Here is a 14915-nt window from a genome sequence, read left to right on the forward strand (position 1 = left end):
GAGAACTCGACCTCGCCGCGCTCCTGCCGCCCGCGGGAAAGCCCTGACGGATCGAGATCATTCCGCGGCCGCGACCCGGCGGGCGAGTTCCACCCGGGAGCGCACGCCGAGGGACGTGAAGATGTTGCGCAGGTGGTGATCCACCGTCCGGTGACTGATCACCAGCCGCCGCGCGATCTCCTTGTTGGTCTCCCCCGCCGCGACCAATCGCGTGATCGCGTCCTGCTGCGGGGTGAGCCCCGCGAGCGACCGGGGCGGCGCGTCCACCGTCTCCCCGGTCGCCCGGAGACCGGCGCGGGCACGTTCCGCGAAGCGCGTCGCACCGACGTTCTCGAAGCCCCGCAAGGCATCGCGGAACTGATCGCGCGCGTCCTTGGCGCGCCGGTGCCTGCGCAACGACGTGGCGTAGGCGAGCCGGGTCCTGGCGAGTTCCATGGCGCCGCCCGCCAGCCGGTGAGCGTCGATGGCCAGGCGGAAGTGGTGTTCGGCGGTGACGGCGTCCGCCGCGGTCAGCCCGTGGCAGCGATGGCTCAGCGCGAGCCAGCAGGGTTCGGCGCCCGCCAGGGTCCAGCGATCGAAGACGTCGAGCGCCTTCCGCGCGCGTTCGGGCCGCCCGGCGAGCACGGCGGCTTCGACGAGTTGCGGTGTGGCGAGCGCGCGGATCACCGGCTGGTCACCGCAAACACCCGAGGCGAGGTCTTCGAGTCTGCCCAAGGCGTCGTCCGGACGATCTTCGGCCAGGTCGAGACAGGCGTTCGCCCACGCGGCGATGGCGGCCGGCCGCCCGAGACCCCGGTTCGCGATCCCCTCGGTCGCCTCGTCCAGTTCGGGCGCCCGGTCGCCGACCAGCGCGGCGGCGAGGCCGAGGAGCGTCAGGTGTTCCATCCGCAGGTTGTGGGGAGCGTGCAGCCCGTCGAGGGAAGCCGCTCTGGCGCAAGGAATGCGGTCGAGCACGATCGCCGAGAGCGAGAGATAGATCAACGCCCAGGGCAGTTCCGCGTGCCGTTTGCCGAGCCGCGCGCGGCTCACCGCGGCGGCCGCGCATTCGTGCGCTCGTTCCGCGTGCCCCCGGGCGAAAGCGGCCTCGGCGGCCCAGACGGCTCCGGCGACGTCGGCACCGGTCATCCCCCGGCGGACGGCCACCTCCAGCGGATCGGCGGCGTCGTCGTGGCGGTCGGCGAAGACCGAGGTGAGACCGGCGAAATGGGCGGACACCAAGCCGTCTTCGGCGGGGATCGCCCGGGCCAGGCCGCGATATCCGCTCATGTCACCCCCGAGCCGCCGCGCCTCGCCGGCCAGCAGGAGCGCGACGGCGGGGTCGGGCAGGAGTTCCGCCGCCGTCGTCAGTTCGTGGGTGGCCACCGCCGGGTCACCGTCGCGCAGTTCGATCTCGCCGTGCAGCAACGCCACCGCACCCGGTTCGGAGTCCACTCGCGACAGCAGCAGCCGGGCCCAGCCCGGTCTGCCCGCCTGCCAGGCCGCCCCGGCCGCGGCCAGCAACCGCTCCGCCCGCACCGACGGATCGGCGGTCAAGGCAGCCGCCCGTTCCAGCTGCCGGGCCGAGGCCGTGTGGTCCGCGGCGGGCGCGGTGGCGAGTTCGTCGGCGAGCGGCGCGAACGGCGTGGCGGTCGCCATCGCGCGGTGCCAGAGCACGTCCGGGCCTTCCAGGAGGGCCGCCAGGTGGGCGTGCGCCGCCCGGCGATCCGCCGGGGACGCCGCCGCGTACCACGTCGACTGTGTCGCCTTGCTCGCCGAAACGTCCATATGGGCGGCCAAAAGCCGGACGCGTTCGCCGGAGGGCATCGCGTCCAGCTGTGCCGTGTAGCGGAGCAACCGCGACTTGAGCACCGGCGAGACCGGCTCGCGGCCGGACGCCTGCGCGGGTGTCAGTGAGGACGCGAGTTCGACGAGGTCGGCCGGATTCCCGCCGCCCAGTTCGACCAGTTGCGGACGGACCCCGGCCGGCACGCCGCGGTCACGCAGCAGCAGATCCGCCGCGTCGTCGGTCAAGGGAGCGAGTTCGACGGACTCGAATTCCTCGGACCCGGACAGCGAGGCCAGCACCATCCCGATCGGCTGCCCGGACAGCCGTCGCGCCGCGAACCCCAAGGCCGCCAAGGACTCCGCGTCGATCCACTGCGCGTCGTCCACCCAGCAGACGGCGGGTACCGGAATCGCGCTCAGCCGGCCGAGGGTTTCCGCGCCGCCGGAGACCGGGGTGCCGAACATCCGGTGCAGCGCGCCGAATGGCAGCGCGCGTTCGGCCCGCAGGCCCCGGACGCCGAGGAGACGGACGCCCGTCGTGGCGCGCAAGGCGGTCAGCAAGGCCGACTTGCCCAGCCCTTCCGTGCCGCGGACGAGCACGGCGTTGCCGGCGACCGACCGCAGCCCGCCGAAGAGGGCTTCCCTGCCCCGGAGCGGGTACGCGGCCACATCCCGGACAGGCATCGGCGCCTCCTCGAAGTCCCCTCCGATGAAACACTAGGCGCAAGTGTTTCACAAGGTCCTGTTTCAGGAGGCGCTGTTTCACAGGGTCCTGCTCGGCACCCGTCCTTCCACGAGCGCCGCGAGCAGCGTCGACGCCGCGTCCAGGTCCGGGGTCCGGGACGCGAGGACGTCGGAGTACAGGAACGCCTCGCCCAGCCGGACGATCGCGTAACAGAGGCTGCCCAGGCTCACCGAAGGCGTGAATCCCCCGGCGTCGACGTCGCGGCGCAGCAACTCGACATGCGCCGCGATCACCCTCGGCTGGACCCTCCCGTCCGGATCGGTGAGCAGCCGGATCGCGACCGCCGGCTCGTCGTCGAGGAAGCGGCGGAAGCCCTCGCTCGCCGCGAGCACCGACCGGTACTCGGTCATGATCGCGAGGCATCGCAGTTCGCCGGCCGCATTGCGCACCACATCGCCCTCATCGCGCTCCCAGGTGCGCACGGCGGCCGTCAGGGTGCGCTCGGACAGGTAATAGAGGGCATCACCGAGCAGATCTTCCCGGTTTCCGACACGGCGGAACAGGGTGCTGCGCGAGATGCCGAGTTCTTGGGCGAAGGCGGAGGTGTCGACGCGGACACCGCGATCGATCCACCGCGCCGCGGTGCGGACGAGGTCCTCGGCTGAGGGATTCACGATCGCCGATGGTACGGGCGACGCACCGCCTGGGAGGGGGCGCGGGCGAAGACCGGCGATTTCACCGATGCAGGCGCCTGCGGCCGTTTGCCACAGTCCATCACGACGGACTGTGTTCAACGGCGAACAGAGAGGGCACCATGCGAAGTACGACCCGGATCCTTTGTGGACTGGCAACGGTCGCAGCACTCGCCATCGCGCCAACGGCCTACGCCGCCGAGAACCCCTACGAACGGGGCCCGGCCCCGACCGAAAGCAGCATCGAGGCCTCCCGCGGCTCGTTCGCGGTGTCGCAGACATCGGTGTCGAGCCTCGCCGTCACCGGTTTCGGCGGCGGCACGATCTACTACCCCACCAGCACCGCGCAGGGCACGTTCGGCGCGGTCGCCGTCTCACCGGGGTTCACCGCGACCCAGTCGAGCATCGCGTGGATCGGCCCACGGCTGGCATCGCAGGGCTTCGTCGTGTTCACCATCGACACCAACACGATCTACGACCAGCCCGCCAGCCGCGGTGACCAGTTGCTGGCCGCGCTGGACTACCTGACCCAGCGCAGCAGCGTCCGCACCCGCGTCGACACCTCCCGCCTCGCCGTGGCCGGGCACTCGATGGGCGGAGGCGGCTCGCTCGAAGCCGCGCAGGACCGGCCCTCGCTCCAGGCGGCGGTGCCGCTCGCGCCGTGGAACACGCAGAAGTCGTGGTCCTCGCTGCGGGTGCCGACGTTCGTCATCGGCGGCGAGTCCGACTCGGTCGCACCGGTGGCGTCGCACTCGATCCCGTTCTACACCTCCATTCCCGCCTCGTCGGAGAAGGCCTACATGGAGCTGGACAACGCGAGCCACTTCTTCCCGAACACGGCGAACACGACCATGGCCAAGTACACGATCTCGTGGCTGAAGCGGTTCGTGGACAACGACACCCGCTACGAGCAGTTCCTCTGTCCCGCCCCGGACGACCGGGCGATCAGCGACTACCGCGACACCTGCCCGCACGCCTGATCCCAGGTCCCGGCGCGGCCGCGGTCCGGCCGCGCCGGGACCTGTTCCACCCTTTCCTTTCCGCTGTTGGGAGTTCTTGCGTGGCCTCGACCCTGTCGTCCTTCGAGATGTCCGGCGTATCGGTGACCTTCGGTGGTCTCGTCGCGCTGTCCGACGTCTCGCTGATCGCCGAGCCGGGCCAGGTGCTCGGTGTGATCGGCCCGAACGGGGCGGGTAAGACCACGCTGTTCAACGTGGCGTGCGGGTTCGTCCGGCCGGACACCGGGACGCTGTCCTGGCGCGGCGGCGAACTGAGACGGCTGCGCCCGCATCACCTCGCCGGGCACGGCATCGCCCGCAGCCTCCAGGAACTCGGCCTGTTCAGCCGGATGACCGTGCTGGACAACGTGCTGGTGGGCGCGGACAGGCACGCGAAGACCGGCTTCTGGCCGTCACTGCTCGGCCTGCCTCGCCGGGCCCGGGACGAGAAAGCCTTGATCGAACGGGCGATGACCCGGCTCGAGGAGTTCAGGATCGCCGACGTGGCGGGCCGCTACCCGTCGAGCCTCCCGTATCCGGTGCGTAAACGGGTCGCCCTCGCGCGGGCACTGGTCGGCGAACCGGATCTGCTGCTGCTCGACGAACCCGCTGGCGGGCTGTCGTCGGCCGAGATCACCGAGATCGGCGACCTGATCCGTGGCCTGACCGGCCGGATGTCGGTGATGCTCGTGGAGCACCACATGGATCTGGTGATGACCGTCTGCGACCACATCGTGGTGCTGGACTTCGGCAAGGTGATCGCCCGCGGGACACCGGACGAGATCCGGGCGGATCCGGCGGTCCAGGCGGCCTACCTCGGCGAAGAGGTGACCTCCCATGCTGACCGTTGAGAATCTGTCGGCGAGCTACGGCCCGGTGCGTGCGCTCGACTCCGTGAGCCTCTCGGCCGCGGAAGGCGAGATCACCGCGGTGCTCGGCGCGAACGGCGCCGGCAAGACCACCTTGCTGCGCACCATTTCCGGTTTGGTCCGGCCCACGAGCGGCAGCGTGACCCTCGCCGGCCGCGACGTCACCGGAGTGTCCACAGAGGACCTTCCCGGCCTCGGGCTCGCGCACGTACCCGAAGGCCGTGGCGTGCTCGCCGAACTGACCGTCGAGGAGAACCTGCGGCTCGGCGCGCTCGGGTCGGGCAGCCGCGCGACGGCACGTCACCTGCGCCGGATCTACGACCTGTTCCCGGTTCTGGCCGAACGCAAGGGCGGGCTCGCGCACGTGCTCTCCGGCGGGGAACGACAGATGCTGGTGATCGGCCGCGCGCTGTTGTCCCGGCCGAAGGTGCTGCTGCTCGACGAACCGTCCTTGGGCCTCGCTCCCCTGATCGTCGCGCAGATCTTCGACCTGCTGCGCGGTCTCGTCCACGACGACGGGCTGGCCGTCGTCCTGGTCGAGCAGAACGCGCGCAGCGCGCTGTCCATCGCGGACCACGGCGTCGTGCTCAACCTCGGCAAGGTGGTCGTCCGGCGCGACGCGGCCGCCCTCGTCGCGGACGACGACCTGCGTCACGCCTACCTCGGATTCTGAAAGGGGCCTTGTGCAGCAACTACTGACCACCACGCTGACCGGCCTGACGCTGGGCGTGGTCTACGCCGCGTTCGCCCTGGCGCTGGTCCTGATCTGGCGGGCGACACGGATCGTGAACTTCGCGCAGGCGCCGATGGCGATGATCACCACCTACATCGCCCTGGTGCTGATCGACGCGGGCTGGTCGTACTGGCTGGGCTTCGTCGTCGCGCTGCTGTCCGGGCTGGTGCTCGGTGCCGTGGTGGAACGCTTCGTGGTCCGGTTCGTCTCCGGCAAGGCCGAGATCAACGCCGTGATCCTCACCCTCGGGCTGTTCATCGTGCTGCACGCGGTGGCCGCGATCGTGTTCGGCGCGCGGTACCGGTCGTTCCCGGCGCCGTTCGGGCTCACCGGCTTCCGGGTCGGCGACACGACGATCGCGCTGACCGGGTTCGGTGTGTTCACCATCGTCGCCGTCAGCGTGGTGCTGACCGGGCTCGTACTGTTGTTCCGCGGTACCGATCTCGGCTTGCGGATGCGGGCGGCGGCCTTCGACCAGGAGGTGTCCCGGCTGCTCGGGGTGCGGGTCGGGCGGATGCTCACGCTCGGCTGGGCGCTCGCCGCGCTCGCCGGTTCGCTGTCAGGGCTGCTGATCGCGGGCGGCGGTCTCGTCCATCCGTCCTATATGGACGGTGTGGTCGTCTACGGTTTCGTCGCCGCGGTGCTGGGCGGGCTGGACAGCCCGGTCGGCGCGGTCGTCGGCGGCGTCGTGCTGGGACTTTCGCTGAGCTTGATCAGCGGGTACGTCGGTTCGGAACTGGTTCCGCTCGCCGCGCTGGCGATGCTCATGGTCGTGCTGCTGCTCAAACCCGGCGGCCTGTTCTCGAGCGTCCGTGAGCGGAGGGTCTGAAGTGGTCCGCAGGCATCTGCTGTTCGCGCTCGCCGCGCTGGTCGTCGTCGTGCTCGTACTCGAGACCACCGGCCCGTTCCTCAACGCGCAGTTCACCGCGATGGCGTACTTCGCGATCGCGGCGGGCGGCCTGACCGTCCTCACCGGACTGAACGGGCAGCTCTCGCTCGGCCATGGAGCGTTGATGGCGGTCGGCGCCTACACGACCGCGCTCCTGCTCCGGTCGCCCGACACTTCCCTGCCCCTGCCGGTGATCCTGCTGCTGGCCGTCGTGGTCACGCTGGTCGTCGGGGCGGTCGTGGGGGTCGCCGCGGCCCGGCTGCACGGGCCGTATCTCGCCGGCGCAACACTCGCGCTCGCCGTCGCCGTACCCGGGATCCCCTTGTTCTTCAGCGAATCCCTCGGCGGCGAACAGGGACTGACCGTGCGGATGCCGGAGATCCCCGGCTGGCTCGCGGACGCCGCGTACTTCGTCACCGGCCAGGACCTCACGCAGATCCGCTACCTCGCGTACCTCTCCTGGATCGCCGTGCTCCTCGTTTTCGTGCTGCTGGCGAACCTGTCCCGGAGCCGCGTCGGCCGCAACTGGCAGGCGGTGCGCGACGACGACGTCGCCGCCGAACTGGCCGGGATCGACCTCGGCCGCGCACGGGTTCAGGCGTTCGTCGTCAGCGCTGGTTGCGCGGGGCTCGCCGGTGCGCTGATGGCGTTGTCGGCCCGGCTCGCCGCACCGAGCGGGTTCGCGCTGACGTTGTCACTGCTGCTGGTTTCCGCGGTGGTGCTCGGCGGCCTGGGAAGTCTGGCCGGGGCGCTCGTCGGGGCGGCGATGCTGACGTTCCTGCCGCCGCTGGTGTCCGAAGCCGGGACGGACCTCGGGCTCGCCGATGTCCAGGCCGCGCAACTGGCGCCGTTGATCTACGGCCTGGTCACCGTCTTGATCGTGCTGCTCGCACCGGCCGGTGTCGCGGGCGGGCTGCGGAAACTCATCCATCGGAGGCGAAGTTCATGAAACCCTGGTTCAGAATCGCGGCACTGCTGCTGGCTGTGACGGTCACGGCCGCTTGCGGGGCGGGCGGCCGGCCCGAAGGCGAGGAGAAGGGCTCGACCGTAGGCGTCACCGACACCACCATCAAGATCGGGGCGCACTTCCCGCTGACCGGCGTCGCCGCGCCGGGCTACAGCGAAATCCCCAGCGGGCATCAGGCCTACTACGACTACGTGAACGCGAACGGCGGCATCAACGGCCGCAAGATCGAGTTCGTGGTGAAGGACGACGGGTACAACCCGACGAACACCAGCCAGGTCACCAACGAACTCGTGCTCAAGGAAGAGATCTTCGCGATGGTCGGCGGCCTCGGCACGCCGACGCACAGCGCCGTCGTCGACTTCCTGAACAACTCGAAGGTCCCGGACCTGTTCGTCTCGTCGGGTTCGCTGCGCTGGGGCGACGCCCCGAAGAAGGCGCCCTTCACCTTCGGCTGGCAGCCGGACTACGAGATCGAAGGCAAGATCATCGGCGACTGGGTGCGGAAGAACCTGCCCAACGCCAAGGTCGGCCTGTTCCTCCAGGACGACGACTTCGGCCGCGACGGCGAGAAGGGCGCGCGCCGCTACCTCGACAAGCAGATCGTGGAAGTCGCGAAGTACTCGCCGGGCAACACCGACGTCGCACCGCAGATCGCGAAACTCCAGGCCGCGGGCGTGGATCTGGTGCTGGGCTTCAACGTTCCGTCGTACACCGCACTCTCCCAGCTGGCGTCGCTGAAGATCGGTTTCAAGCCGAAGTGGTTCTACAGCAACGTCGGCTCCGACCCCGCGCTCGTCGGTTCGCTGCTCGCGCGCTTCTCCGAAGGCAAGGTGAGCAACGGCGCGTCGCTCATCGACGGCGTCATGACCACCGAGTACCTGCCTGGCGTCGACAAGCCGGAAGACCCGTGGACGAAGCTGTGGCAGAAGGTCTGGGACGCGCACGGCAAGGACGGCGGCCTGACGAACTACCGGATCTACGGGATGGCGCAGGCGTACACCTTCGTCCAGGCGTTGCAGGCGGCGGGCAAGGACCTGACGCGGGAGGGTGTCGTCAAGGCCATCGAGCAGTCCGGCAAGGGTTTCGCGGGTCCCGGCCTGGCGCCGTTCCGCTACACCGGCGACAACCACCTCGGCATCTCCGGGATGGCGGTGGTCGAACTCAAGGGCGCCGTCGGGAACGACCTGACGCCGGTGCTGGTCACCGACATCGGCGACGGCCCCATCCAGGTGGACGAATCGGCCGCCGGTGATGTCCCGCCCGCCAACGGCATCCCGGTGACACCGGGCAAGTAGAGGAGCTGGAGAGGGACGAAGGGTATCCACGGCGCCAATGCCCGTGAGTCACCTGGGGTTACAACCGGATCGAAATACGAGGAGACAACCCTTTCCAAACCAGTGAGCAATCGCGTATTTCTGCGTAGCTTCCTTCGCGTGCGAAGGAAGCTACGCAGACGTCTCGGTTCACCCTTTCTAGTGATTCCGACGACTTCAAACACCTTGCGATTTTAACTAGCACACATGTTCGAATGTTGCTAACGTTGATGTCATGACCAGCATCGATGTTCCTGAGTCGACGCGCCGCGAATGGTGGCGCGTCGACAAGAACATGCTGCTGTCGCGGACGGTGGATATCGAGATCGCGGTCCGGAAACTGCTGGCCGAGCAATATGAGGTGTATTCGGAAATTCATCGGCGTGGGTTGCGGGGTGTGTCCGGGCATGACTCGCTGGCCGGGTTGATCGAGGAAGATCTGCGCCTGACTCCCGCGGATGCGAAAGCCCGTGCCGAACGGGTGCTGGCTCTGCATCCGACGCCGACGTTCACCGGTCAGGATGTGCCCGCGGTGGCTCCGTTGGCGGCTGTGGCCGCCGCTGACGGTGTGGTGGGTGGTGCGCAGCTCGATCCGATCATCCGCACCCTCACCCAGATCCCCGCCGCGGTGCCTGAGGAGGAGGTGCGGGCCGGGGAGAAGATCTTGGTCGACCTTGCCCGGGTCGCCGGGCCGAAAGCAGTCGCCCGGGCCGGACGTGACCTGCTCGCCCGCCTGGATCCTGACGGGAAAGAACCCAAGGACGATGACCCGAAACCCACCCGCCCGGAGTTGAAGTTCGTCCATCACCGGGATGGCAGCCTCGGGGTGGTCGCGACCGTGGATCAGGAGATCTACGCCCGGTTGCGAACCGACCTCGATCCCCTGGCGAAGCCCCACAAGGCCGAGGACGGCGAACGTGATCCGCGGACTCAGGCCCAACGGTACGGAGACGCGTTCGGTGACTACGTGCGGATGAAGACCGCGAGCCCCGATTTGCCGGGTCAGGCGGGGGAATCCACCCACATCTTGATCACCATGTCGTATGAAGACCTGATCCGAGACCTCAACAACGCCCAACTCGAACTGGCCGGACCGCTCAACGCCACCGACGCGAGAACCCTGGCCTGCGACTGCCGCATCCGACCCGTCGTCCTCGGCAAAGCCGGAGAACCACTCGACGTCGGCCGCAGCGCCCGCACCGTCACCATCCCGCAGAAATACGCGTTGACCGCCCGCGACGGGGGTTGCGCCTGGCCCGGCTGCGACATGCCGGTGTTCCGCTGCACCGCACACCACATCGTCATGTGGCGACACCACGGCGAAACAAAGATCGACAACCTCGTCCTACTCTGCGGACGCCACCACAAACTCATCCACAGCAGCCAATGGAAAGTCCACATCGCCCAAGACGGACTCCCCGAATTCACCCCGCCCACCTACCTCGACCCCACCGGCACCCCACGCCGCAACACCCTGCACCTCCAGATCTGAACCACCGATGATCATGCACCAGACGAAGTCCGGGACCGTGGCCGTTTCCAGCGTGAACTCGCCTCCGGAGCGGCCCCTTCCGGAGAAGTCGACCGCAAGGGGCCGCAGCCCCGCCTCCGAGAGGTGGCTCAGCACGGGAGCCACACCTGCCCAATAGATTCCGTCCAGTGACTGGAGCTTTCTCCATTCACCACCTTCAAGACTGGCTGTTCCCACATGGCAACCGAGGGCCGCCAACGGTTGACTGAAGGCATGACAGCACCGAGCAGAACCAACCGGACCGAAGTGCCGCCGGGCACCGGGCGGGCCGTGCGGGTCGCGGCGGGAGACCTGGTGCGGGTGATCGACGTGGCGGGCGGCCAGGTCGGTGACTTGTTCGCCTTCGCGGACGGCGTAGGCGAACTCACCGAGCACCACAGCGCCGCGCACACCCGGGCCCTGGTCGACCGGCTCTTCCCCGCCGTCGGCGAGTCGTTCGCGACCGACCGGCGGCGGCCCGTCCTGACCCTGGTCGAGGACACCTCCCCCGGCGAGCACGACATGCTCATCCCGGCGTGCGACCCGGCCCGGTACGCGGCGCTGGGGGCGCCGGGGCACCGGTCGTGCGCGGCCAACCTGCGCGAGGCCCTCGCCGAGATGGGGCTGAGCCACGCGGGCCCGACCCCGCAGCCGATCAACGTCTTCATGCGTATCCCGGTCGGCGAAGGCGGACGGCTGAGCTGGCTGACCGCGTCCTCGCGGCCCGGCGACGCGGTCACGCTCCGCGCCGAGATGGACTGCGTGGTCGTGCTCTCCGCCTGCCCGCAGGATCTGGTGCGCATCAGCGACCACCTGTCCCCGCTCGCCCTCGAAATCGTTCACACCGAAGGAAATCAGTCATGACCGTCGACCTCGCCCACCCCGCGCTGGCCCCGATCACGCTCGGCGGCCTCGAACTGCGCAACCGCTACGCCGTCGCACCCATGACCCGGGTCTCCGCACAGCCCGGCGGCACCCCCACCGGTGAGATGGCCGACTACTACGCCGCGTACGCCCACGGCGGATTCGGCCTGATCATCAGCGAGGGCACCTACACCGACGCCGCGGCCAGCCAGGGCTACCTCAACCAGCCAGGTCTCGTGCGCGACGAGCACGTCGCCGGCTGGCGCGTGGTCACCGACCAGGTGCACGCGGCGGGCGGGCGGATGATCGCGCAGCTCATGCACGCGGGCGCGATCGCCCAGGGCAATCCGCACCAGGAACACACAGTGGGTCCCTCGGCCGTCGTACCGCGCGGCGAGATGATGCCCGCGTACGGCGGCTCCGGACCGTGGCCCGCGCCCCGGGAGCTGACCACGGCCGGGATCGACGACGTCGTCGACGGGTACGTCGCCGCGGCCGAACTTGCCCGGCGGGCCGGCTTCGACGGCGTCGAAGTGCACGCCGCCAACGGTTATCTGCTCGACCAGTTCCTCACCGGCTACACCAACCGGCGCACCGACGAGTACGGCGGCCCGGTCGCCAACCGGATCCGGCTGACCGCCCGGGTCGTCGCCGCCATCGCCGCGGCCGTACCGGATCTACTGGTGGGCGCTCGGCTTTCGCAGACAAAGGTCAACGACTTCACCTACCGCTGGCCGGGTGGCCGCGCGGACGCCGAGATCATCTTCGCGGCGGTCGCCGAGGCCGGCGCGGGCTATCTGCACATCGCGAGCGAAGGGCGCAACTGGCTGGAGACCGCGCGGCTGGACGGCGGCGAAACCCTCACGGCGCTCGCCAGGAAGGTCACCGGCCTGCCGGTGATCGCCAACGGCGGGATGCACGACCCCGGCCAGGCGCGGGAGGTGCTGGCGGGCGGGCACGCGGACCTGCTCTCGATCGGGCACGGCGCGCTGGCGAATCCGGACCTGCCCTCCAGGGTCGCGGCCGACGAGCCGCTCGCCGGCTTCGACCGGGCGATGCTCGACCCGGTGGTCACGGTGGCCAACGCGCGCCGTTGGCGGGAGAGTCGTCGACCGTGACCGACAAGAACTGGCACGGCGGCGCGGCCGCCGTGGTGACCCTGACCTTCGACGTGGACGCGGAGTCCCCCATCCTCGCCCGTGGGCGCGGCTACGCCGAGCACCTCTCGACCATGTCGCACCAGGCGTACGGGCCCCGGGTCGGCGTGCCGCGCATCCTGGACCTGCTCGGCGAACTGGCCGTGCCCGCGACGTTCTTCGTACCGGGCTGGGTCGCCGAACAGCGGCCCGGCCTGGCCGCCTCGATCGTCGAGCGCGGCCACGAGGTGGCCCACCACTCGTACAGCCACCGGCCGCCGACCGGGATGACCGCCGCCGAGCAGCGGGCCGACTTCGAGCGCGGGATGGCGGTGTTCGCCGAGCAGGGCATCGAGATCAGCGGGCATCGCGCGGCGGGCTGGGAGGCCACCTGGGAGACGCCGGGGCTGGTGGCCGGGCACGGCCTGAGCTACGACTCGTCGCTGATGGCCGACGACCGTCCCTATCTGATCGAGACGGAGCAGGGCCGGATCGCCGAACTGCCGGTGCACTGGTCGCTCGACGACTGGGAGCAGTACGCGTTCCTGCCCGCACCACAGATCGGTTCGGTGATCACCTCGCCGGTGCGGGTGCTGGAGATGTGGCGCGCCGAACTGGACGCGATGCGCCGTCACCGCTGCCTGTTCAACCTGTGCCTGCACCCGTTCCTGTCGGGCAGGCCGGGACGGCTGGCCGCGGTGCGGGAGCTGATCGAGTTCGGGCTCGGCTGTGGCGACGTCCGGTTCGCCCGGTGCCGCGACGTGGCGGCCGCGGCGCTGGCCGATCCGGGGCTGGTCGCCGAGCCGCTGCGGCGGCTCGAAGTCGATCCGGCGGTCTACCCGGACTGAGCCGCGTCCGCTTCCAGCGCCAGGAACAGGTCGACCCGGTCCGCGGTGCGCCCGACGTCGCGGCCGGTCAGCTCCGCGACGCGGGCCAGCCGGTTGCGCAAGGTGTTGACGTGCACGTACAGGGCCGCGGCGGTGGCCGCCCACTGACCGTCGTGATCGAGGAACGCCCGCAGGGTCGTCTCCAGGTCGCCGTCGCGGGAACGGTCGTGCTCGCGCAGCGGGCCGAGCAGAGCGTCGGCGAACGTGTGCCGCCACTGCTCGTCGTGCGACTCCAGCAGGAGCCGATAGCTGCCGAGGTCGGCGAAGCTGGCCGTCACCGGCCCGCCGCGTCTGCCCCGCAGCGCGCGGCAGGCCTCGCGGCTGCGCAGCAACGGGATGCGCAGCCCGGCCGCGCCGGACACGGGATCGGCCAGGCCCACGACCACGCGCCTGCCACCGAACCGGTGCGACACCGCGGCCGCCAGCCGGGGCGCGAGCGTGGCGGGCGGTTGCGCCCCGGATCGCAGGGACAGCACCGCCACCACGTCACGGCTGCCCGCCGCCACGACCGCGGGCAGCCCGCCCGTCAGCAGGAAGTCCGTGGTGGCCTCGGCCATGCCGGGCAGGGTCGCCGAGTCGTCGTCTCCGGCGAACGCGAGCGCGAACACCGCCAGCGACCCGTCCGGATCGACGCCGAACGCGCGCAGCCTGCCGGGCACCTCGGCGGCACGCTGCGCGCCGGAGAGCACCATGTCCAGCAACTCGCTGGCGAACCGCATCTCGATGGCCTGGACCGCCTGATGCCGGGCCACTTCCAGGCTGAGATAGCGAGCGGTCTGATCCAGCGCGGCACGCTCCACTTCGGACAGTTCCGTCACGGGTCGCAGGCACAACAGCGCGGCGTCCGCGCCGCCGATCGCGCCGACCGGGAAGAGCGCTGCCCGCACGCCCGCGCCGAGGTCCGCCTCCAGCGGGGGCGGATGTCCGGCCAGTGCCTCCGCCGCGGCGCGCGCTTGCCCGGCGTCCAGCTCCGCGCCCGCCGCCGCCAGCTCCCGGCCCAGCCGGTCCACCACCACCAGCGGCAGGTCGTGGTCGTCGCGCAGCACCGCCAGCACCCCGGAGGCGCCGGTGCCCCTCGACAGCGCCGAGGCCAGCGCGTCCCCGCGGCGCACCACGGACATCAGCGCGTTCTGCCTGCCCTTGGCCTGGATCGCCGCCGCCGCGCGGGTGACCGCCGTGAACGGCACCGCCACCGAGATCTCCAGCAACGGCAGCCCCGCTTCACGGCAGGTCCGCGCCAGCTCCGGCGGGGTTTCGCGCTGTTCGACACGAAGACCGAAGATGATCCCCGCCGCCCCGGCGCGATGCACGCTCGCGACGAAATCCGCCGGATCGGTGTGCTCCAGCCACAGGCCGTTGGTGAGCACGATCTCGTGCTCGCGCAGGTACGGCGCCGGGTCGGGCAGCTCGGTGTTGTGCACCCACAGCGCCTGCTCCCCCAGCGCCCCGTCGAGCCCGGCCTCGACCACCCGCAGTTCGAGATCCGGGTCCGCGAGAAGCGATTCCAGGTTCAGCATGGTGTGAATATATCCAGTCGGACCCGCTGAGACTGGAGGATCGCCTTCGGCCGGCGCCCCACTCCCGCCCTTAGAGGACTAAACGCGGGAG

General features: G+C 70.3%; 13 protein-coding genes. 10 read left to right on the top strand and 3 right to left on the bottom strand.

The window, feature by feature from the left end; genetic code table 11:
- Positions 1–57: 57 nt before the first annotated feature.
- The gene (locus ACLJRL_RS32095) at positions 58–2448 is read right to left on the bottom strand and encodes a LuxR C-terminal-related transcriptional regulator (protein ID WP_410660076.1); all 2391 of its coding nucleotides are present in this window, start codon (positions 2446–2448) and stop codon (positions 58–60) included.
- A gap of 78 nt (positions 2449–2526) precedes the next feature.
- On the bottom strand, positions 2527–3123 hold the full coding sequence (locus tag ACLJRL_RS32100) for a QsdR family transcriptional regulator (protein ID WP_410660077.1): 597 nt from the start codon (positions 3121–3123) through the stop codon (positions 2527–2529).
- A gap of 140 nt (positions 3124–3263) precedes the next feature.
- Between ACLJRL_RS32100 and ACLJRL_RS32105 the strand changes: the two genes are divergently transcribed.
- The 10 genes from ACLJRL_RS32105 (at position 3264) to ACLJRL_RS32150 (ending at position 13268) form a co-directional block, all read left to right on the top strand.
- The gene (locus ACLJRL_RS32105; RefSeq protein WP_410660078.1) at positions 3264–4121 is read left to right on the top strand and encodes an alpha/beta hydrolase family protein; all 858 of its coding nucleotides are present in this window, start codon (positions 3264–3266) and stop codon (positions 4119–4121) included.
- A gap of 107 nt (positions 4122–4228) precedes the next feature.
- Complete coding sequence (locus tag ACLJRL_RS32110; protein ID WP_410660130.1) at positions 4229–4990, top strand: ABC transporter ATP-binding protein; 762 nt, start codon at positions 4229–4231, stop codon at positions 4988–4990.
- The gene (locus ACLJRL_RS32115) at positions 4977–5681 is read left to right on the top strand and encodes an ABC transporter ATP-binding protein (protein ID WP_410660079.1); all 705 of its coding nucleotides are present in this window, start codon (positions 4977–4979) and stop codon (positions 5679–5681) included. Before ACLJRL_RS32110 ends, ACLJRL_RS32115 begins: the two co-directional genes overlap by 14 nt.
- Positions 5682–5691: 10 nt before the next feature.
- Entirely contained in the window at positions 5692–6570 is an 879-nt protein-coding gene (locus ACLJRL_RS32120; RefSeq protein WP_410660080.1) for a branched-chain amino acid ABC transporter permease, read from the top strand.
- Positions 6554–7579, top strand: coding sequence for a branched-chain amino acid ABC transporter permease (locus tag ACLJRL_RS32125; protein ID WP_410660081.1), 1026 nt, complete (start codon positions 6554–6556; stop codon positions 7577–7579). Before ACLJRL_RS32120 ends, ACLJRL_RS32125 begins: the two co-directional genes overlap by 17 nt.
- Positions 7576–8892 carry an ABC transporter substrate-binding protein gene (locus ACLJRL_RS32130; protein WP_410660082.1) on the top strand — a complete coding sequence of 439 codons (1317 nt, stop codon included), beginning with the start codon at positions 7576–7578 and terminating at the stop codon, positions 8890–8892. Before ACLJRL_RS32125 ends, ACLJRL_RS32130 begins: the two co-directional genes overlap by 4 nt.
- Before the next feature lie 253 nt (positions 8893–9145).
- A complete protein-coding gene (locus ACLJRL_RS32135; protein ID WP_410660083.1) occupies positions 9146–10402 on the top strand; it encodes a DUF222 domain-containing protein in 1257 nt (418 codons plus the stop codon).
- A gap of 252 nt (positions 10403–10654) precedes the next feature.
- Positions 10655–11284: a DUF1989 domain-containing protein gene (locus ACLJRL_RS32140; RefSeq protein WP_410660084.1), complete on the top strand. Its 630-nt coding sequence runs from the start codon at positions 10655–10657 to the stop codon at positions 11282–11284.
- Positions 11281–12402, top strand: a complete 1122-nt coding sequence (locus ACLJRL_RS32145) for an NADH:flavin oxidoreductase (protein WP_410660085.1) — start codon at positions 11281–11283, stop codon at positions 12400–12402. The genes ACLJRL_RS32140 and ACLJRL_RS32145 overlap by 4 nt, the downstream gene beginning before the upstream one ends.
- A complete protein-coding gene (locus ACLJRL_RS32150) occupies positions 12399–13268 on the top strand; it encodes a polysaccharide deacetylase family protein (RefSeq protein ID WP_410660086.1) in 870 nt (289 codons plus the stop codon). The genes ACLJRL_RS32145 and ACLJRL_RS32150 overlap by 4 nt, the downstream gene beginning before the upstream one ends.
- Here the strand turns inward: ACLJRL_RS32150 and ACLJRL_RS32155 are convergent.
- Positions 13256–14824 carry a PucR family transcriptional regulator gene (locus ACLJRL_RS32155; protein ID WP_410660087.1) on the bottom strand — a complete coding sequence of 523 codons (1569 nt, stop codon included), beginning with the start codon at positions 14822–14824 and terminating at the stop codon, positions 13256–13258. The two genes, ACLJRL_RS32150 and ACLJRL_RS32155, sit on opposite strands and share 13 nt — an antisense overlap.
- Positions 14825–14915: the final 91 nt, after the last annotated feature.

This window comes from Amycolatopsis sp. lyj-112 (assembly GCF_046549055.1).
In the GTDB taxonomy this organism is placed as follows: Bacteria; Actinomycetota; Actinomycetes; order Mycobacteriales; family Pseudonocardiaceae; genus Amycolatopsis.